The organism is Pseudomonas sp. EpS/L25 (assembly GCF_001512295.1).
Classification (GTDB): domain Bacteria; phylum Pseudomonadota; class Gammaproteobacteria; order Pseudomonadales; family Pseudomonadaceae; genus Chryseomonas.
Map to the genome: position 1 here is coordinate 112,135 of NZ_LNUP01000001.1, position 16,076 is coordinate 128,210.

The window sequence follows — 16,076 nt, forward strand, 5'->3', positions numbered from 1 at the left end:
ACGGATTTGAATTTGTAGTAAAACTACACGCCGGCCGGAACCGTCCGGTCATAAATCCAAGAATTTTCGCTGCCCCCAAGAGGCCGGCGGCGACCCTGAGGCGACCGATTCTGGAAGCCTTTCCGCCCTGGAGCAAGCCATGCAAGATCTCGATCCCGTCGAAACCCAGGAATGGCTGGACGCCCTGGAGTCCGTTCTCGACCATGAAGGCGAGGAGCGTGTTCATTATCTGATGACCCGCATGGGCGAACTGGCCACCCGCAGTGGTACCCAGTTGCCCTACTCCATCAATACCCCCTATCGCAACACCATTCCGGTGACCAAGGAAGCCCATATGCCGGGCGACCTGTTCATGGAGCGGCGCATCCGCTCGCTGGTCCGCTGGAACGCCCTGGCGATGGTCATGCGCGCCAACCTCAAGGATCCGGATCTGGGTGGCCACATCTCCACCTTCGCCTCCAGCGCCACCCTCTATGACATCGGCTTCAACTATTTCTGGAAGGCGCCCAACGAAGAGCACGGCGGCGACCTGATCTACTACCAGGGCCACGCGTCCCCCGGCGTCTACGCCCGTGCCTTCCTGGAAGGCCGCCTCTCCGAAGACCAGATGAACAACTTCCGCCAGGAAGTGGACGGCAAGGGCCTGTCGAGCTACCCGCACCCGCACCTGATGCCCGACTTCTGGCAGTTCCCCACCGTGTCCATGGGCCTGGGCCCGATCACCGCCATCTACCAGGCCCGCTTCATGAAGTACCTGGAGAACCGCGGCTACATCCCCGCCGGCAAGCAGAAGGTCTGGTGCTTCATCGGCGACGGCGAGTGCGACGAGCCGGAAACCCTGGGCGCCATCTCCCTGGCCGGGCGCGAGAACCTCGACAACCTGATCTTCGTCATCAACTGCAACCTGCAGCGCCTCGACGGCCCGGTACGCGGCAACGGCAAGATCGTCCAGGAACTGGAAGGCATCTTCCGCGGCGCCGACTGGAACGTCACCAAGGTCCTCTGGGGCCGCATGTGGGACCCGCTGTTCGCCCGCGACACCGAAGGCCGCATGCAGCAGCGCATGGACGCCGTGGTCGATGGCGAATACCAGAACTACAAGGCCAAGGACGGTGCCTACGTGCGCAAGCACTTCTTCGGCGCCAACCCCGAGCTGCTCAAGATGGTCGAGGACCTGTCCGACGACGAGATCTGGAAGCTCAACCGTGGCGGCCACGACCCCTACAAGGTCTATGCGGCCTACCACCAGGCGGTCAACCACAAGGGCCAGCCCACCGTCATCCTGGCCAAGACCATCAAGGGCTACGGCACCGGTGCGGGCGAAGCCAAGAACACCGCGCACAACACCAAGAAGGTCGACGTGGAGTCGCTGAAGAAATTCCGCGATCGCTTCGACATCCCGCTGAACGACTCCCAGCTCAGCGAGCTGCCCTTCTATCGTCCGGCCGACGACAGTGCCGAGATGAAGTACCTGATGAGCCGTCGCGAGGCCCTGGGCGGTCACCTGCCCCAGCGTCGCGCCCGCAGCATCAGCATCCCCACCCCGCCCCTGGACACCCTGAAGGCGGTACTGGATGGCTCCGGCGATCGCGAGATCTCCACCACCATGGCCTTCGGCCGCATCCTGTCGCAACTGGTCAAGGACAAGGACCTGGGCAAGCGCATCGTGCCCATCCTCGCCGACGAGGCCCGTACCTTCGGCATGGAAGGCATGTTCCGCCAGCTGGGCATCTACTCGCCCCACGGCCAGCTCTATGAGCCGGTCGACCGCGACCAGGTGATGTACTACCGCGAAGAGAAGGACGGGCAGATCCTCCAGGAAGGCCTCAACGAGGCAGGCGCCATGTCTTCCTTCATCGCCGCCGGTACCGCCTACAGCAACTACAACCAGCCCATGCTGCCGGTCTACATCTTCTATTCGATGTTCGGCTTCCAGCGCATCGGCGACCTGGCCTGGGCGGCGGGCGATGCCCAGACCCGCGGCTTCCTGCTGGGCGGCACCTCCGGCCGGACCACCCTGAACGGTGAAGGCCTGCAGCACGAGGACGGTCACAGCCACATCCTGGCCGGCACCATCCCCAACTGCCGCAGCTACGATCCCACCTATGCCTACGAGCTGGCGGTGATCATGCGCGAAGGCATCCATCAGATGATGGAACTGCAGCAGAGCGTCTTCTACTACATCACCGTGATGAACGAGAACTACCAGCAGCCGGCCATGCCCGAGGGTGTCGAGGAAGGCATCATCAAGGGCATGTACCTGCTGGAAGAAGAAAAGGGCGACTTCAAGCACCGCGTCCAGCTGCTGGGTTCGGGCACCATCCTCAACGAGGTCCGCGCCGCCGCGAGCCTGCTGCGCGAGATGGGCGTCGGCGCCGATATCTGGAGCGTCACCAGCTTCAACGAACTGCGCCGCGAAGGCCTGGCCGTGGATCGCTGGAACCGCCTGCACCCGCTGGAAGAGCGCCGCCTGACCTACGTCGAGCAATGCCTGGGCGAGCGCCAGGGTCCGGTCATCGCCTCCACCGACTACATGAAGCTGTTCGCCGACCAGATCCGCCAGTGGGTCCCCACCGAATTCCAGGTGCTGGGTACCGACGGCTTCGGTCGCAGCGACAGCCGCAAGAAGCTGCGCGATCACTTCGAGGTCGACCGCCGCTGGGTCGCCGTCGCCGCTCTGCAGGCGCTGGCCAACCAAGGCAAGCTGGAACGCAAGGTCGTGGCCGACGCCATCACCAAGTTCGGCATCGACACCGAGAAGCGCAATCCCCTGGATTGCTGATGCGGCACACGGATAAGAGGAAACAACTGTGAGCGAGACCATCCGCGTACCCGACATCGGCAGTGGCGACGGCGAAGTCATCGAGCTGCTGGTGAAGGTCGGCGATACCGTCGAGGCCGAACAGAGCCTGGTGGTGCTGGAGTCCGACAAGGCCAGCATGGAGATCCCGGCCCCCAAGGCCGGCAAGATCGCCGCCCTGCACATCAAGGTCGGCGACACCCTCAAGACCGGTGATCTGCTGATCGACCTGGAAGGCGAGGACGCCGCCTCCGGCAGCGAACCCGCCGCCGAACCCAAGGCCGAGTCCAAGCAGACCCAGGTCGAGGAAAGCGAAACCCCGACGCCGGCCGGCGACGAGGACGCTTCGGCGTCCGCCGGCGAAGGCGAAGCCCAGGAGATCCATGTTCCCGACATCGGCTCCAGCGGCAAGGCCAGCATCATCGAGGTGGCGGTCAAGCCCGGCGACACCATCGCCGCCGAGCAGACGCTGATCACCCTGGAATCCGACAAGGCCAGCATGGAAATCCCCTCCCCCGCCGCCGGCGTGGTGGAGAGCGTTTCCGTCAAGGTCGGCGACGAAGTGGGCACCGGCGACCTGATCCTGGTGCTCAAGGGCGCCGCCAATGCGAGGCCCAGCAAGAGCGTCGAATCCAAGGCCGGCGACAAGCCCGCCCAGTCAGCCGCCGAGCCCGAGCTGCACGAGGAAGCCGCCGCCGAGCCGGCCGGTGAGTCGGTCGAGGAGATCAAGGTCCCCGACATCGGCTCCACCGGCAGTGCCAACGTCATCGAGGTGCTGGTCAAGGCCGGTGACCAGGTCAAGGCCGAGCAATCGCTGATCGTGCTGGAGTCCGACAAGGCCAGCATGGAAATCCCGGCGCCCAAGGCGGGCGTGGTGGAAAGCGTCGCCATCAAGGTCAACGACCAGGCCAAGACCGGCGATCTGATCCTGACCCTGAAGGTGGCCGGTGCCGCGCCCAAGCAGGCGGCCAAGCCGGCTGCCGGCAACGCCGCCGCCAGCGCGCAGGCACCCGAGAAGAAAGCCGAGGCTCCGGCCAAGGCCGCCGCTCCCGCCAGCGCCCCTGCCGCCGGCAAGGGCAAGAAGGTCCATGCCGGTCCGGCCGTGCGTATGGTCGCCCGCGAATTCGGCGTCGATCTGGGCGAGGTCACCCCGACCGGTCCCAAGGGTCGCATCCTCAAGGAAGACGTCCAGACCTACGTCAAGGATCAGCTGCAGAAGAGCAAGGCGGCTCCGGCGGCGGCTACGGGGGCCACCGGTGGCGCCGGCATCCCGCCGATCCCCACCGTGGACTTCAGCAAGTTCGGCGAGATCGAAGAGGTGCCGATGACGCGCCTCATGCAGGTCGGCGCCAACAACCTGCATCGCAGCTGGCTGAACGTGCCCCACGTGACCCAGTTCGACCAGTCCGACGTGACCGATCTGGAAGCCTTCCGGGTCGGCCAGAAAGCCGTGGCGGAAAAGGCCGGCGTCAAGCTGACCATCCTGCCGTTCCTGCTCAAGGCCTGTGCCCATGTGCTCAAGGAACTGCCGGACTTCAACGCCTCCCTGGCCCCCAGTGGCAAGGCGGTGATCCGCAAGAAGTACGTGCACATCGGCTTCGCCGTGGACACCCCGGACGGCCTGCTGGTCCCGGTCATCCGCAACGTCGACCAGAAGAGCCTCCTGCAACTCGCTGCCGAAGCCGCCCAACTGGCGGAAAAGGCGCGGACCAAGAAGCTCAGCGGCGACGACATGCAGGGCGCCTGCTTCACCATCTCCAGCCTGGGTCACATCGGCGGTACCGGCTTCACGCCGATCGTCAATGCCCCGGAAGTGGCGATCCTCGGTGTCTCCAAGGCCAGCATGCAGCCGGTCTGGGACGGCAAGGCCTTCCAGCCACGCCTGATGCTGCCGCTGTCGCTGTCCTACGATCACCGCGTGATCAACGGGGCCGCCGCCGCGCGCTTCACCAAGCGCCTGGGCGATCTGCTCGCCGAGATCCGCAGCCTGCTGCTATAACGGCCGACGGCTGAACAATGGGAACCCCGCCGATGCGGGGTTCCTGTTTTTTTGTCTTGGAGAAAGGGTAGGATGGCGGCTGGCTGCAGGCGCTTGCGCGCTCCCGGTCCGATCGGGCAACCTTGTTAGTCATCCGATATCGCCAGTGAGGCGGAAAGGAAAAAGGGTTAATGATTTGTCTATCCTTTCCGATAACCCTAGGACACTTATCCGTCTTCACAAGGACGCGACCTCTCGCATGAGTATTCATTCCGACGCTGCCGATGCCGCGGTAGCCGATCAGGCGGGCGCCCTCAGCGCTCCTGCCCGATTGGGCTTGCTGCGCTTCGAGCGTCTGAATGAAGCCTCCTGGGCGATGCTCTATCTCGATCCACGCTGTGACGTCAGTCTCGGCCTGCCGGCACAGGCGCTGTGCTCGCTCATCGATGCGCCCTATGCCAGCCTGATGGAACCCAGTGTCCGTCACCGGCTGCACGAAGATATCCAGCTGCAGCTCGCCGAACACGGCAGCTACCAGGTGCGCTACCTGTTCCATTCCCCCAGCGCGCCCTGCCAGGTCGTCGAGGTAGGCGAAAGCCTGCAGCGCCATGGGCGACCCCTGCTGCGCGGCTATCTGTTGCGGGTAGCCAACGACGACGCGCTCTCCAGCCAGTGGGAAGCCCATACCCTGGCGCTACGCTCCAGCCTCGCCCTGCTGCAGGACAACCAGGACCACCACCAGCGCCGCCTGGCGATCGCCCAGGCCCGCCAGGACCTGCTGCTCGGCCTGTCTCGCCTGGCCCTGCGCCAGGACCCGACGGACGCCGAGCTGGGACAACTCATCCTCGCCCATGGACCCGCGGCCTTCGACGTGGACCACGTCGGCCTATGGCGCCTGGACGGCAATGGCCTGAGCGACCTGACCAGTGACGAGCGGATCACCGCGATGTGCACCGAGCATCGCCGCCTGTTGCGTGAGCAGCAGGTGATCGAAGAGGCGAGCCAGGTGCTGCAGCCAGCGAACACCGGCGGCGGGACCGCCCTGGACGTGGCGCTGCTCCAGGATGGTCACCTGGCCGGCGTGCTCTGCCTGAGACGCCAGCAGGCCGCCACCTGGGCGGCGGAAGACGTCGCCTTTGCCCGCAGCCTGGCCGATTGCCTGGCCGCCCTCATCCACAGCCCGGCGAGCCTGCCGAAGCTGATCCACCCGCTCACCCGAGTCATGGAAGCCAGCACCGATGCCTTCCTGTTGCTCGACGCCCAGGGGCGGCTGGAACATGCCACCGATAGCTTCGCCCGCATCACCGGCCATCCCATCACCAAGATCCAGGGCATGCTCATCGAGTCGCTGCCGGCCCTGGAGAACTGGAGCGAGCTGCTTTACGAAGCCTGGCAGCGGCTCGCGCACCAGGACAGCTGGCAGGGCGAGATGCGCTGCTACCGGCGTGACGGCGAGAGTTACTGGGGCCTGCTCTCGATCTCCAAGATCCTGCAACCCAGCGGCGATCTGCAGGGCTACCTGGGGATCTTCCAGGACACCAGCAAGACACGCTTCGCACCCGAGCAACACGACGAGATCGCCTTCCGCGACAGCCTAACCGGCCTGGCCAACCGCAGCCATTTCATCGCCCGCCTGGAGGCACGCCTGGAGCAGTCCAACGCCAGCCGCGAGCACTCGCTGCTGCTGGTGGACGTCGACAACTTCAAGCGGGTCAACGACAGCCTGGGCCATCGCATCGGCGACCAACTGTTGGTCGGGCTGGCTCGTCGCCTGCGCACCGCCCTGGGCAAGAGCGCCCTGATCGCCCGCATCGCCAGCAACGAATTCGCCGTGCTGCTGGAGGGGATGGACGCCGTTTCCGCCGCCGCCCTGGCCCGCGACACCTTGGTGGCCCTCGATCCGCCGCTCTACGTGGACGGCCATCCCACCCTGATCAGCTGTTCGATCGGCCTGACCACCGCGCGCCCGCACGAAACCGACCCCCAGACCCTGATCAAGCATGCCGGCCTCGCCCTGCATCGCGCCAAGGCCAATGGTGGCCATCAGGTTCAGATCTTCACCGAGGCGCTGATCGCCGAGGCCAGCAACAAACTATTCATGCAGAACAACCTGCGCCGCGCCCTCGAGCAGAACGAACTCCTGCTGCACTACCAGCCCAAGGTCTGCCTGAAGCGCGCCAGGCTGCTGGGCCTGGAGGCCTTGATCCGCTGGCAGCATCCGGAAAAGGGCATGATCCGTCCGGACCAGTTCATCAGCATCGCCGAAGAAACCGGTCTGATCATCCCCATCGGCAAATGGATCATCCGTGAGGTCTGCCGCCAGCTGCACCGGCTGGCCGCGATGGGTTTCGGCGACCTGCAGATCGCCATCAACCTGTCGCCCAAGCAATTCACCGATCCCGAACTGGTGCAGTCCTTCGTCACCATCCTCGACGAAGAGCGCATCGCCCCGGAGCGCCTGGAGCTGGAACTCACCGAAAGCCTGCTGCTGGACGCCACCGACGCTACCCGCGAAACCCTGGAAGCCCTCAAGCGCCTGGGCATGAGCCTGGCGATGGACGACTTCGGTACCGGTTATTCGTCGCTCAGCTACTTGAAAAAATTCCCCATCGACATCATCAAGATCGACAGGAGTTTCATCAAGGACATCCCGGACAACCAGGACGACATGGAAATCACCTCCGCGGTGATCGCCATGGCCCACAACCTTCGACTGGAGGTGGTTGCCGAGGGCATAGAGACGACCGAGCAGCTGGCTTTCCTGCGCCATCATCGTTGCGATATCGGCCAGGGCTACCTGTTCGACAAGCCGATCCCGGCCGAGCAGCTCGAGACCGCGCTGACGCGCTACCTGCCGGTGCGCTGAACCGCCGAGCGGCCCCGACCCCGCCTGGGCGACCTTGCCGACGAGGCGCGTTTCGCCAGGCCTTCCCCCACGAGGTAACCCATGGTCCTGCGTTCCGAAATTCTGACCAAGAAGAGCCACCTACCCTCCGCCGACCAGGCATTGCCCGGTCGCGAGACCCCCATGGCCGTCCCCGCTGCCCACTACGTCAACGGCAATCCGTTGCAGGCCCCCTTCCCCGCCGGCCTGCAGAGCCTGGTGGTCGGCATGGGCTGCTTCTGGGGCGTCGAACGCCGTTTCTGGCAGCAACCGGGGGTCTGGACCACCGCTGCCGGTTATGCCGGCGGCTATACGCCCAATCCGACCTACGAAGAGGTCTGCTCGGGGCTGACCGGCCATACCGAGGTGGTGCTGGTGGTGTTCGATCCGGCCCAGACCTCCCTGGAGGCGCTGCTGAAGGTGTTCTGGGAAGCCCACGATCCGACCCAGGGCATGCGCCAGGGTAACGACGTCGGCACCCAGTATCGCTCGGCGCTCTATTACGCCGACGACAGTCAGCGGGAAGTCTTCGAGGCCAGCCAGGCGGCCTTCCAGGCCAAGCTGGCCGAGGCGGGCTATGGCGAGATCACCACCGAGATCGCGCCGCTGCCGCCCTTCTACTATGCCGAGGCCTATCACCAGCAGTATTTGGCGAAGAATCCCAACGGCTACTGTGGCCTGGCCGGAACCGGCGTCTGCCTGCCGCCGAGTCTGGCGCGCCAGGCATAGAGGCACAGCGGTACTGCTGGCCGGCTCCTGGTCCAGGGGCCGCCTATTCGGCGATCAACCAGTCCAGCTGGCAGCTGCCTTCGCCCTGAGCCAGGTGCTCGGCCAGCCAGGGCAGCAGTTCGCGCAACTCGTCTTCCAGCCCCCAGGGCGCATTGACGATGGCCAATCCGGAGCCATTGAGGCGGGTCGGATCGTCCGCCGAATTGACCAGCAGCTCGGCCCTTAGCAGCTTGGGTGCGCCACTGCCCTGAAGCCCTGCATAGAAGCGCTTGAGCTGACGGCGGTCCTTGATCGGATACCAGAGGGCAATGACCGTCTGGCGCATGCGGCCGATGGCTTCCTGCACCGCCTTGACGCAGCGCTCCAGCTCGTCGGCCTTCTCGAAGGGCGGGTCGATCAGCAGCAGCGCCCGGCGCTCGGGCACCGGCAGCAGGGCACGCGGCAGCAGCCAGCCATCCTTCTGGTGCACCGCCACCCGGCGATCACCCGCCATGTTCTCCTTGAGCAACCGCCCGTCCTCGGGATGCAATTCGTTGAGCAGCAGCCGATCCTGGTCGCGCAGGGCTTGACGCATCAGCTCGGGCGAACCCGGGTAGTAGCGCAGGGCGCCATCGGGGTTGAGCGCCGCCACCGCTTCCCGATAGCCGGCGAAGGCCGCCGGCGCGCCTTCCAGCGTCCAGAGCCGGCCGATGCCTTCCCGCCACTCATCGGTGCGGCTAGCCTGGTCGCCGGCGAGGTCGTAGCGCCCGACCCCGGAGTGGCTGTCCAGATAGACGAAGGGGGCCTCCTTGCGCGCCAGCAGCGCGGCCAGGCGCAACAGGGTGAGGTGCTTGAAGACATCGGCGTGGTTGCCGGCATGGAAGGCGTGTCGGTAGTTCATGAAATACTCCAGCGTCAGCCCTACAGTGTACCGTCTTCCCTGTCCGAAGCCGCGCTGCGCTTTGACACCCCGGCCACCCAGCGGGTTAAATCCCTAGGTTGTTCAACCCTTTGCCCTAGGAGTCGCGCTTGGACGCCGTCACCATCAACAGTTTGTTCTTGATCGGTGCGGTGCTGATCGGCCTGTCGATTCTGGTCAGCTCGATTTCCTCGCGGATCGGCATCCCGATCCTGGTGATCTTCCTGGTGGTCGGCATGTTCGCTGGGGTCGACGGGCCCGGCCACATCGCCTTCGACAACTACCCCATGGCCTACCTGGTAGGCAACCTGGCACTGGCGGTGATCCTGCTCGATGGTGGCATGCGCACCCGGGTGTCGAGCTTCCGAGTGGCGCTCTGGCCGGCCTTGTCGCTGGCCACCGTGGGCGTGATGATCACCACCGGCCTGACCGGCATCGCCGCGGCCTGGCTGTTCGATCTCAGCCTGCTGCAAGGCCTGCTGATCGGTGCCATCGTCGGCTCCACCGATGCCGCCGCGGTGTTCTCCCTGCTCGGCGGTCGCGGCCTCAACGAACGGGTCACTGCCAGCCTGGAAATCGAGTCGGGCAGTAACGACCCCATGGCGGTGTTTCTCACCGTCACCCTGATCGAGATGCTCGCCAGCGGCCAGAGCGGCTTCACCTGGAGCCTGCTCGGCCACTTCGTCAGCGAATTCGCCATCGGCGGCGTCATCGGCCTCGGTGGCGGCTGGCTGCTGCTGCAGTTGATCAACCGCATCCACCTGGCCGACGGCCTCTATCCGCTGCTGGCCATCAGCGGCGGCCTGCTGATCTTCGCCCTGACCAATGCCGCCCATGGCAGCGGTATCCTCGCCGTCTACCTGGCCGGGCTGCTGCTGGGCAATCGGCCGATCCGCAGCCGGCACAGCATGCTGCACATGCTCGACGGCATGGCCTGGCTGGCGCAGATCGGCATGTTCCTGGTGCTGGGGCTGCTGGTGGAACCGCACAACCTGCTACCCATCGCCCTGCCCGCCCTGGGCCTGGCGCTGTGGATGATCCTGGTCGCCCGCCCACTGTCGGTGGCCATTGGCCTGCTGCCCTTCCGCGCCTTCCATGATCGCGAGAAGGCCTTCATCGCCTGGGTCGGCCTGCGTGGCGCGGTACCCATCATCCTGGCGGTCTTCCCGATGATGGCCGGGCTGCCCCAAGCCCAGCTGTTCTTCAACGTGGCCTTCTTCATCGTGCTGGTCTCCCTGCTGGTCCAGGGCTCCAGCCTGCCGCTGGCGGCCAAGCTGCTGAAGGTGACCGTCCCCCCGGAACCGGCCCCCTTCTCCCGCGCCGGCCTGCAGGTGCACCCCACCAGCGAGTGGGAGCTGTTCATCTATCGCCTGGGCGCCGAGAAATGGTGCATCGGCGCGGCCCTGCGCGAGCTGAAGATGCCCGAGGGGACCCGCATCGCCGCGCTGTTCCGCGGCGAGACGCTGTTGCACCCCTCCGGCAGCACCACCCTGGAGGCCGGCGACATCCTCTGCGTGGTCGGTCACGAGCACGACCTGCCGGCCCTGGGCCGGTTGTTCAGCCAGGCGCCGCAGCAAACCCAGAGATTCTTCGGCGACTTCGTCCTGGAAGCCGACGCCGAACTGAGCGCCGTGGCCGCATTGTACGGCCTGCAACTGGGCGACGTGGACGGCAACCAGCGCCTCGGCAGCTTCATCACCCACGAGATCGGCGGCGAACCCATCGTCGGCGACCTGGTGGAATGGAACGGCCTGGTGTGGATCGTCGCGGCCATCGAGAACAAGCGCGTGCGCAAGGTCGGCGTGAAGTTTCCCGAAGGCCAGAGCAGCGGGCCCGCGCTCTTTCTTTAACCGTGGATGAACAGGGGTCGCGGCTTGAACGGTGCCGCCTTGCGCCCTCGCCAGCACCGCTTTAACCTCGCGCCTTTCCACTGCCCGACGCCTGCCGCATGCAACGCCTGTCCGCTCTGCTTCGCGCTGCCGCCCTCTGCAGCTGCCTGTTCACCTTCCCTGTCGTCGCCCAGGATTCCGGGCCGCCCGATGCGCAACAGGTCCAGCAGAGCCTGGACGGCCTGGCCGCGCGCAAGCTGCCCGCTGCCGAGCAGGCCGCCGCCCAGGACAGCCTGCAGCAGACGCTGAAGCTGCTCGACCAGCGCGACCAGTACGTCAAGCAGCTGGCCGACCTGCGCCAGCAACTGGCCCAGGCACCGCAGCAGACCAAGGATGCCCAACGCCAGCTCGCCCGGCTGCGCGCCGAACCGGTCAAGCCGGCCGAGCAGCGCTACGCCGGGGCCACGCCCCAGACCCTGGAGCAGCGCCTGAGCGAGACCAGCCTGGCGCTCAACAGCGTGCAGGACGACCTCAATGCGGCCAACAGCCTGGTGATCAACGCCCAGACCCGCCCCGAGCGCGCCCAGGTGGACATCGCCAACCTGCAAACCCGGCTGCAGCAGATCGCCGACCTGCTCAAGAGCGGTCGCGAGAACAACAAGACCCTGACCACCGAGCGACGCAACCAGTTGCTCGCCGAACAGGCCGCCGACACCGCCCAGATCCAGTTGCTGCGCCAGGAGCTGGCCGGCAACAGCGTGCTGCAGGACCTGGGCGCCATTCGTCGCGAACTCTTCACCGAGCAGGTCAAGCGCTACGAGCAGGAAACCCTGGACCTGCAGACGTTGATCAGCGGCAAGCGCCGCCAGCAGTCGGAGAAGACTCTGGCCGAGGCCTCACGGGAGTCGGAGAAGACTGCCGGCGATGATGTCCTGTCCCAGGAGACCGGTCTCAACCTGCAACTCTCCGACTACCTGCTGCGTGCCACCGACCGCCTCAACGATCTCAATCGGCGCAACCTCGAGGCCCGTCAGCAGCTGGATCAGCTCAAGCAGACCAGCGAGACCATGGAGCAGCAGATCGGCGTGCTCAAGGGCAGCGTGCTGCTCTCCAAGCTGCTCTACCAGCAGCGCGCCGCCCTGCCATCGGTCAAGCTGAACAAGGACCTCACCGACGACATCGCCGACCTGCGCCTCTACCAGTTCGAGCTCAACCAGCAGCGTGCCCAGATCGCCAATCCCGACAGCTACGTCAGCAACCTGCTGGCCCAGCAGCCACCGGAAAAGGTGACGCCCCAGCTGCGCCAGCAACTGCTCGACCTGCTCAAGACCCGCAGCGAACTGCAGGAACGCCTGAACACCGAGCTCAATGCCCTGCTCAGCGAGTCCATCGACCTGCAGCTCAACCAGCGTCAGTTGCAGAGCACCATCACCAACCTGCGCGGCACCCTCGACGAGCAGATGTTCTGGATTCCCAGCAACAAGCCGCTGGACTGGAACTGGGCCAAGACCGCCCCGCTCAAGCTGATGCAGCAGCTGCGCGACGTGCCCTGGGCCTCCAGCGTCCATGAACTCTATGTCGGCCTGGCCGAGCGGCCCTTGCTGCTGCTGCCCCTGGTGCTGGCCTTCGCCACCCTGATCTGGCAACGTCCCCGCATCCATGCCCGGGTCAGCAAGCTCAACAAGGACATCGGCCACTACCAGCGTGACAGCCAGTTGCACACGCCCCAGGCCATCCTGCTCACCGTCCTGCTCGGCCTGCCGGCCAGCCTGGTGCTCTGGCTGGGCGGTGTGGCCCTGGAGGGTGACGAACGTGGCGTCAACGCGGCCATCGGCGCAGCCCTGCTGGAGATGGCCGCCGGCTGGCTGGTGTTCTACACGGTGTATCGCCTGCTGGCCTCCGGCGGTGTCGCCGAGACTCACTTCCGCTGGGCCCGCCCCCAGGCCCAATCCCTGCGCCGCCTGGTGCGCCGCGTGGGCCTGCTGGCGCTGGCGCTGATGGCGGTGGTGGCCATCGCCGAACGCCAGCTGGCGGGACTCGCCGACGACGTCCTGGGCATCCTCATCGTACTGGCGGCCTACGCCAGCCTGGCCTGGATGCTGGGTCGCTCGCTGCTCAACGCCAGCGCCCGGGAACGCCTGCCGTTCTTCCGCCTGCTGCTCGGCCTGATGATCACCGCCATCCCGGCCGTACTGTTTTTCGCCGTGCTGTTCGGCTACTACTACACCGCGCTCAAGCTCACCGACCGCCTGGTGGACACCCTCTATGTGCTGATGGCCTGGATCATCCTGGAAGCCACCCTGGCCCGCGGCCTGAGCGTGGCCGCGCGGCGCCTGGCCTACCAGCGTGCCCTGCAGAAACGCCAGGCGCAGCAGGAAGACGCCGAGGGCGTCGAGGTGGTGCAGGAGCCGACCCTGGACATGGAGCAGGTCAACCAGCAGTCCTCGCGCCTGCTGCGCCTGAGCCTGCTGCTGGCCTTCCTCGGCGTGCTCTACCTGGTCTGGGCCGACGTGGTGGCGGTGTTCTCCTACCTGGACAACGTCACCCTCTACCAGTACACCAGTGGCACCGGCGCCACCGCCACCGAGGTACCCCTGACGCTACGGGTGTTCATCATCGCCCTGGTCATCGCCGGCCTCACCGTCGCCCTGGCGCGCAACCTGCCCGGTCTGCTGGAGGTACTGGTGCTGTCGCGCCTCAACCTGGCCCAGGGTAGCGCCTACGCCACCACCACCCTGCTCTCCTATGTCATCGTCGGGGTCGGTGTCGTCACCACCCTGGCGACCCTAGGGGTGAGTTGGGACAAGCTGCAGTGGCTGGCCACGGCCCTCTCGGTCGGCCTGGGTTTCGGTCTGCAGGAGATCTTCGGTAACTTCATCTCCGGCCTGATCATCCTCTTCGAGCGCCCGGTACGCGTGGGCGACCTCATCACCATCGGCAACGTGACCGGCACGGTGAACAAGATCCGCATCCGCGCCACCCACATCACCGACGCCGACCGCAAGTCGGTGGTGGTGCCCAACAAGACCTTCGTCACCAGCCAGCTGATCAACTGGACGCTGACCGACACCGTCACCCGCATCGTGCTGACCTTCGGCATCAACCGCGGCAGTGACCTGGCCGAGGCGCAGCGCCTGATGATGCAGGCGGTGAAGGAGAATCCGCGGGTGCTGCACGATCCCGAACCCTCGCTGCACATCACCCACTACGGCGCCAGCACCCTGGACCATGAGCTGCGCATCTACGTGCGCGAGCTGGGCGATCGCAGCGCCGCCACCGACGAGCTGATCCGCCGCATCGACCAGTTGCTGAGCGACGCGGGCATCAACCTGCTGTCGACCCCGCAGATGGAGATCACCCTTAAGAATCGTCATGGCGCGGAGAAACAACTGGGCAAAAAGTCTTTCCTACCTGAAGGGGATGCCCAGCAGGAGGCCGAGGAACCCAAGCCACCCAAAGCCTGACTGCCCCTGGGATAGCCATGAAACAGCTGCTCGACCTGACCTTCGACAACAGATTCGCCCGCCTGGGCGATGACTTCTCCACCCATATCGAGCCCCGGCCGCTGGACGACCCGCGGCTGGTAATCGCTTCGCCAGCGGCCCTGGCGTTGCTGGACCTGGACCCGGCGGTGGCCGAGACGCCCGAATTCACCCAGGTGTTCGCCGGTGCCCAGCTATGGGACGGCGCCGAGCCCCGGGCGATGGTCTATTCCGGCCACCAGTTCGGCTCCTACAACCCGCGCCTGGGCGATGGTCGCGGCCTGCTGCTGGGCGAGGTGGTGAACGGGCGTGGCGAGCATTGGGACCTGCACCTCAAGGGCGCCGGCCTCACACCCTTCTCGCGCATGGGCGACGGCCGCGCGGTGCTGCGTTCCTCCATTCGCGAATTCCTCGCCTCCGAGGCCTTGCATGCCCTGGGCATCCCGACCACCCGCGCCGGCTGCGTGATCGGCTCCTCGACCCAGGTGGTCCGCGAGCGGCTGGAAACCGGCGCCACCCTGCTACGCCTGGCGCCCAGCCACGTGCGCTTCGGGCACTTCGAATACTTCTACTACACGCGCCAGCACGAGCAGCTGCAGCGCCTGGGCGAACACGTGCTGGCGGCGCACTTCCCGCACCTGCAGGGCCAGGCGCAACCCTGGGCGGCGCTGTTCCGCGAGGTGGTGGAGCGTACCGCCGCGCTGATCGCCCACTGGCAGGCCTATGGTTTCTGCCACGGGGTGATGAATACCGACAACTTCTCCATCCTGGGCCTGACCTTCGATTTCGGCCCCTATGCCTTCCTCGACGACTTCGACGCCCAGTTCATCTGCAACCACTCCGATCACACGGGTCGCTACTCCTACAGCAACCAGGTGCCCATCGCCCACTGGAACCTGGCGGCCCTGGCCCAGGCGCTGACGCCCCAGGTGGCGGTGGAGGAGCTGCAGCAGAGCATCGCCCTCTTCCTGCCGCTATATCAGGCCCACTACCTGGACCTGATGCGCCGCCGATTGGGTCTGCAGGAAGCGCGGGACGACGACCAGGAACTGGTCGAGCGGTTGCTCGCGCTGATGCAGCAGGGTGGCGTGGACTATTCGCTGTTCTTCCGCCGCCTGGGCGAGGAGGAGCCCGGCGCCGCGCTCGCCCGGGTGCGGGAGGACTTCATCGATCTGCGCGGCTTCGATGCCTGGAGCCAGGCCTATCGCACCCGCCTGGACGCCCAAGGTGGCTCGGCGGCGGAACGGACCACGCGGATGAACGCGGTCAATCCGCTCTATATCCTGCGTAACTACCTGGCCCAGCAGGCCATCGAGCAGGCCGAAGCAGGGGACTACAGCGAGGTGCGGTTGCTGCACGAGGTGCTGTCGCGTCCCTTCGAGGCCCTGCCCGGGCGGGAACGCTTCGCCCAGCGGCCGCCGGACTGGGGCAAGCATCTGGAGATCAGCTGCTCGTCCTGAGGCCTAGCCCCGGCAA

General features: G+C 66.1%; 8 protein-coding genes. 7 read left to right on the forward strand and 1 reads right to left on the reverse strand.

Annotated features, from left to right (window positions below; genetic code table 11):
* Window positions 1-139 precede the first annotated feature (139 nt).
* The 4 genes from aceE to msrA all read left to right on the forward strand — a co-directional run bounded on the left by aceE (window position 140) and on the right by msrA (window position 8,391).
* Window positions 140-2,782: a pyruvate dehydrogenase (acetyl-transferring), homodimeric type gene (gene aceE, locus AR540_RS00540; protein ID WP_059225911.1), complete on the forward strand. Its 2,643-nt coding sequence runs from the start codon at window positions 140-142 to the stop codon at window positions 2,780-2,782.
* A 28-nt stretch (window positions 2,783-2,810) separates the two neighbouring features.
* Window positions 2,811-4,799, forward strand: a complete 1,989-nt coding sequence (gene aceF, locus AR540_RS00545) for a dihydrolipoyllysine-residue acetyltransferase (protein ID WP_059225912.1) — start codon at window positions 2,811-2,813, stop codon at window positions 4,797-4,799.
* Between the two features lie 238 nt (window positions 4,800-5,037).
* Entirely contained in the window at window positions 5,038-7,644 is a 2,607-nt protein-coding gene (locus tag AR540_RS00550; protein ID WP_059225913.1) for a putative bifunctional diguanylate cyclase/phosphodiesterase, read from the forward strand.
* A gap of 81 nt (window positions 7,645-7,725) precedes the next feature.
* Window positions 7,726-8,391, forward strand: a complete 666-nt coding sequence (gene msrA / locus AR540_RS00555; RefSeq protein WP_059225914.1) for a peptide-methionine (S)-S-oxide reductase MsrA — start codon at window positions 7,726-7,728, stop codon at window positions 8,389-8,391.
* Window positions 8,392-8,434: 43 nt separating this feature from the next.
* Here msrA and AR540_RS00560 read toward each other — a convergent pair whose 3' ends face one another.
* Entirely contained in the window at window positions 8,435-9,271 is an 837-nt protein-coding gene (locus AR540_RS00560; protein WP_059225915.1) for a 23S rRNA (adenine(2030)-N(6))-methyltransferase RlmJ, read from the reverse strand.
* Between the two features lie 128 nt (window positions 9,272-9,399).
* Here AR540_RS00560 and AR540_RS00565 point away from each other — a divergent pair, with 128 nt between their 5' ends.
* The 3 genes from AR540_RS00565 (at window position 9,400) to selO (ending at window position 16,060) form a co-directional block, all read left to right on the forward strand.
* Window positions 9,400-11,139, forward strand: a complete 1,740-nt coding sequence (locus tag AR540_RS00565; protein ID WP_059225916.1) for a potassium/proton antiporter — start codon at window positions 9,400-9,402, stop codon at window positions 11,137-11,139.
* 98 nt (window positions 11,140-11,237) lie between these two features.
* The gene (mscK, locus tag AR540_RS00570) at window positions 11,238-14,582 is read left to right on the forward strand and encodes a mechanosensitive channel MscK (RefSeq protein WP_059225917.1); all 3,345 of its coding nucleotides are present in this window, start codon (window positions 11,238-11,240) and stop codon (window positions 14,580-14,582) included.
* A 17-nt stretch (window positions 14,583-14,599) separates the two neighbouring features.
* Window positions 14,600-16,060, forward strand: coding sequence for a protein adenylyltransferase SelO (gene selO / locus AR540_RS00575; RefSeq protein WP_059225918.1), 1,461 nt, complete (start codon window positions 14,600-14,602; stop codon window positions 16,058-16,060).
* Window positions 16,061-16,076: the final 16 nt, after the last annotated feature.